Source organism: uncultured Lutibacter sp. (assembly GCF_937891065.1).
GTDB lineage: Bacteria > Bacteroidota > Bacteroidia > Flavobacteriales > Flavobacteriaceae > Lutibacter.
This window is the reverse complement of sequence record NZ_CALAEQ010000156.1, coordinates 1-4,234: the sequence shown is the minus strand read 5'-3', so window position 1 is coordinate 4,234 and position 4,234 is coordinate 1. Positions and strand designations below refer to the sequence as shown.

Below are 4,234 nucleotides of genomic sequence, written 5' to 3'. Positions count from 1 at the left end.
ATAAAATTATATTTCGATTTAAAATTTTCATTAACAACTTTTGGAAAATGATAGAGAATTTGCATAAAAAACTCACGCCAAATTAACTCGCTTGTAAATATAGGATCTTCTTTAATTGTGAAATCAACTAACTTTCTAACACTTATTAATCCAAAACGTAAGTGAACTGATAAATTAGATGTTTCTATGGAAGGAACATCTCTAGTGTTTACATAATTTGAAATACAAGAATCATTTATTGACTTAACTTTTATTGAAGACTTCACAAAACCAATATCAGACAAGTTTGGAAATGTAAATACAGCTTTTAAAAAATTATTTTTTAATGTTTCAGAAGGGAATTTTTGAATGTTCCCATTGTAATATCTCTGCAACCATTTATTTTTATATGGAGTATAAACGGTATATGGCAAACCATCATTTTTCACAATTTCATTTTCCTCAAAAATAACCTGATCTTTAAATGATTTAAACGCTACACCTTTTTCATTTAAAAAAGATTTTAATTTCTCATCTCTTTTAATTGCATAAGGCTCATAATCTTTATTTATATAGACTTCCTTTATCGTGTAATTTTCCAATAGGTTTTTCCAAACTTTAAAAACAGTACCTATTTCAATTTTAACAGCACTCCCTATTTTAAGTAGTTCTTTATTTATTACATTTAAAGTTTCATAAATAAAAGAAACTCTCGCATCATTTTTTGGTAGTTCATTTAAAATGTCTTCATCAAAAATAAATACTGGAAGCACTTTGTAACCAGATTTCAAAGCATTGTACAATCCGCAATTATCATGCAACCTTAAATCACGTCTAAACCAAAAAACAGCCACTTTTTGTTTATGCATTAAATTTCAACTTAAATTTTTCTATTAAAACTATTGTTGGAAACAACATATTAAAAGCATAAAAAACATCCTCAACAGGAATTGTAAATAAACGTATTCCTAAATTTTCAGCATTGTTATACCAAACAACTTCCTGTTGAATAAAACTTCCTGTTAAAATTCCGTTTACAATAAAAAATGGAATTAATATCACCAAAAAAGTAATGTAGAATTTTTGTAATACAGTGTTTTTAGTAATTAATGAATAAGCCAATAAACCTACAAAAACAAGCAGATTTATAAACGTATACCATTTCTCTGCATTAAAAATTATTACAATAGTTGCTACTAAAAACAAAACTATAGATAAATATTTTGTGAGTTTTTTAGATAGCTGAAGATTTGGAAAAAAATAACCAATTGCATAATGAGTAAAAACACTTGCGTATGGTATGCAAATGAAAAATAAAATTTCTTCTATCGGCAATCCAAATATAAGTTTGTTTAAATGATATTGAGGATTGAATCCCCAAACACCGTTTTGAGTAAATAGTATATCCCAAATTAAAAAAGGAATTGCCACCAAAAATATTGCTAAAAAAACTGATTTCCAATATTGGATGTAATTCATTTTTTTTTCAAAACTGTACAAAAAAGGTATTGAAAAACTGGCAATATTTAGAGCTAGATATAAATACATTATATCTTAAAATATTTAAAAGGTACAAACAGCATTCCAAAACATTCGCCATCCTCTTTTCCTAAATGTTTATGATGCACTTTATGCGCTTTTCTGAGTCCTATTAAATATTTATTATTGGTTTTATTAAACCAATTAAAACGCCTATGAATTAAGACATCGTGTACCAAAAAGTAAGCAAGTCCGTAAAAAAATATTCCTAATCCAATAAAAAACAGAAAATTTAATCCATCTTGAAATCCGAAATAAAACAATAAAATACTTGGTATGGCAAATACCACAAAAAAAACATCGTTTCTTTCAAACCAATTTTGATATTTTGGCTGATGATGATCTTCATGAAAATACCACATTAAACCGTGCATTACATATTTATGCGTAAGCCAAGTTACGCCTTCCATAAGTAAAAATATAACAATTGTAATAACTATAAACATTAGTGTATTTTAATTAATTTTTGTTTAATTTTTTTTGATCTTTCAACACTTAAATTACTAACTAACAACATATTATTAAGTATTTTGATTTTAAAATCACTTTTTAAATTACTTGATTCTATTCCATTAATAATTAGCAAATAATCATCTTCAATATTTTTGTGATATCCTAAAAATTCAGGCATTTTACTTTGAAGTAAAAACCTTAAATATCTAATTTCAACATTGCTTTTGTTGTTATTTATTAAACTATCTAACTGTTTTTTTCCTTTTTTAAAATATTTGTATTTAGTTAAAGGGAATTTTACAAGTTTAGATTTCATAAAAAACATAACCGCTGTATAACTTTTTGCTTCTACCGTTTCATTTTCCTCTAAAAGTTCTATAAAGTAGTTTGCCTGTTCTATAGAAGTAATTTCAGGGAATGTATTTCGAACCTCCTCAACTTCAGAAATTGAATTACCAACAGCAATAAACATTAAAAGAACAACTAATTTCATTTAATAAATCTACAATAAATTTAGTTTATACACCACAAAAGATTTAGCCAGCAAACTGATTTTAATGGGATTTGAAACTCTTATTCTTGTATTCATAATTTTTTCTGAAGGTGTTTCTTTTAACTTTTTAAGCAATCTTCTATAATAAATATAGGCTGTATAAACTCCGAATTTTGCTTCAAGAGGCAGCATTTTTATACCTTTAAATGCTTCAGAAAAGTCCTCTTCAATTTCATCAATAATCTTATTTTTTGCTGAAATATCCAATTTCTTTAAATCTATTCCTGGAAAATAAGAACGATTTAACACTTCATAATCATCTTTTAAATCTCTTAAAAAGTTTACTTTTTGAAAAGCAGAACCCAAACGCATCGCATAACTTTTTAAATGCTCAAATTTTTCTATATCTCCGTTTACAAAAACTTTTAAACACATTAAACCTACAACATCAGCCGAACCATAAATATAATTATCATATTCTGCTTTTGTTTCATAGTCGTTTTTATTTAAATCAAGTTTCATACTTGTTAAAAAAGCCTGAATTAAATCGTCTGTAATTTTGTGTTTTTTAACTGTAAGCTGAAAACTATTCAAAATAGGATTTAAACTTATGTCAGCTGCATAAGCTTTGTAATAGTCATTTTCAAACTCATTCAATAATTTTTCTTTTTCATAACCGTGAAAAGAATCTACAATTTCATCGGCCAACCTTACAAAAGCATAAATACTATAAATATCTTCTCTAATTTTAGGAGCCAGCATTTTTACTGCTAATGAAAATGAAGTACTGTATTTTTTTGTAACCAATTTACTACATGCAAAACCGGTTTGATCAAATAGCTGTTTCATAATTTTTTTTGATTGATTTATTTTTAGTAGTAGCATTTTTTATCACCATTTGTGACACAATTTTTCCCGAAATTATGGATGGCGGTACACCAGGCCCTGGAACCGTTAGCTGCCCAGTGAAAAATAAATTTTTTACTTTATCACTTTTTATTTTTGGTCGTAAAAATGCAGTTTGTGTTAATGTGTTTGCCAATCCGTATGCGTTTCCTTTGTATGAATTATAATCTGCTATAAAATCGTTTACACAATAAGATTCCTTTAAGAGAATTGAATCACTAACTTTTTGATTTGTTAATTTTTCTAATCGTTCAATAATTTTCACAAAATAACGCTCTCTAATTTCAGGAGTATCTTCAATTCCTGGAGCAATTGGAATTAAAAAAGTAGCCGCTTCCTTACCAATAGGGGCAAAACTATTATCGGTTACACTTGGGAAACTTGCGTAAAAAAGCGGCTCCTTTGGCCATTTTGGCGTATCATATATATCTATTGCGTGCACATCAAAATCTGTATCGAAGAACAAGGTGTGATGTGAAATATTTTTTATTTTTTTATTGAAACCTACATAAAAAAGCAATGATGATGGTGCAAAAGTTTTGGTTGACCAATAGTTTTCAGAATACTTTCTGAATTTTTTATCTAACAATGTTTCTGAATGATGATAATCTGCACCACTTATAACAAGATCAGCTTCTAAAAATTTACCATTAACTTTAACTCCTGTTGCCTTGCCATTTTCAACAACAATTTTTTCAACATTTTGATTGGTTTTTATGGTAACACCTAATTCGGTTGCTAATGACATAAAACCTTTAACCACTTCAAACATTCCACCTTTTGGATGCCATGTTCCTAAACCAAAATCGGCATAATTCATAAAACTGTAAAAACTTGGAGTATTGGAAGGCTTTGCGCCTAAAA

6 protein-coding genes are annotated in these 4,234 nt (G+C 27.4%); all 6 read right to left on the bottom strand.

Going from position 1 to position 4,234, the window contains the following annotated elements; translation table 11 throughout:
• The coding region (locus Q0352_RS08575) for a deoxyribodipyrimidine photo-lyase (protein ID WP_299526662.1) at nt 1-848 on the bottom strand (848 nt) is incomplete at its 3' end.
• On the bottom strand, nt 841-1,527 hold the full coding sequence (locus Q0352_RS08570) for a lycopene cyclase domain-containing protein (protein WP_299526660.1): 687 nt from the start codon (nt 1,525-1,527) through the stop codon (nt 841-843). The genes Q0352_RS08575 and Q0352_RS08570, both read right to left, overlap by 8 nt.
• Complete coding sequence (locus Q0352_RS08565) at nt 1,527-1,964, bottom strand: sterol desaturase family protein (RefSeq protein WP_299526658.1); 438 nt, start codon at nt 1,962-1,964, stop codon at nt 1,527-1,529. Before Q0352_RS08565 ends, Q0352_RS08570 begins: the two co-directional genes overlap by 1 nt.
• Nucleotides 1,964-2,464, bottom strand: a complete 501-nt coding sequence (locus Q0352_RS08560; RefSeq protein ID WP_299526656.1) for a hypothetical protein — start codon at nt 2,462-2,464, stop codon at nt 1,964-1,966. Before Q0352_RS08560 ends, Q0352_RS08565 begins: the two co-directional genes overlap by 1 nt.
• Nucleotides 2,465-2,473: 9 nt before the next feature.
• Nucleotides 2,474-3,313, bottom strand: coding sequence for a phytoene/squalene synthase family protein (locus Q0352_RS08555; RefSeq protein ID WP_299526654.1), 840 nt, complete (start codon nt 3,311-3,313; stop codon nt 2,474-2,476).
• On the bottom strand, nt 3,297-4,234 hold a 938-nt coding region (locus tag Q0352_RS08550; protein WP_299526652.1), incomplete at its 5' end, for an FAD-dependent oxidoreductase. The genes Q0352_RS08555 and Q0352_RS08550, both read right to left, overlap by 17 nt.

Bases quoted from the DNA above. Each gene is read 5' to 3' on its own strand.
- Q0352_RS08570 (WP_299526660.1), bottom strand. From the start codon at position 1,527: ATGTATTTATATCTAGCTCTAAATATTGCCAGTTTTTCAATACCTTTT.
- Q0352_RS08565 (WP_299526658.1), bottom strand. From the start codon at position 1,964: ATGTTTATAGTTATTACAATTGTTATATTTTTACTTATGGAAGGCGTA.
- Q0352_RS08560 (WP_299526656.1), bottom strand. From the start codon at position 2,464: ATGAAATTAGTTGTTCTTTTAATGTTTATTGCTGTTGGTAATTCAATT.
- Q0352_RS08555 (WP_299526654.1), bottom strand. From the start codon at position 3,313: ATGAAACAGCTATTTGATCAAACCGGTTTTGCATGTAGTAAATTGGTT.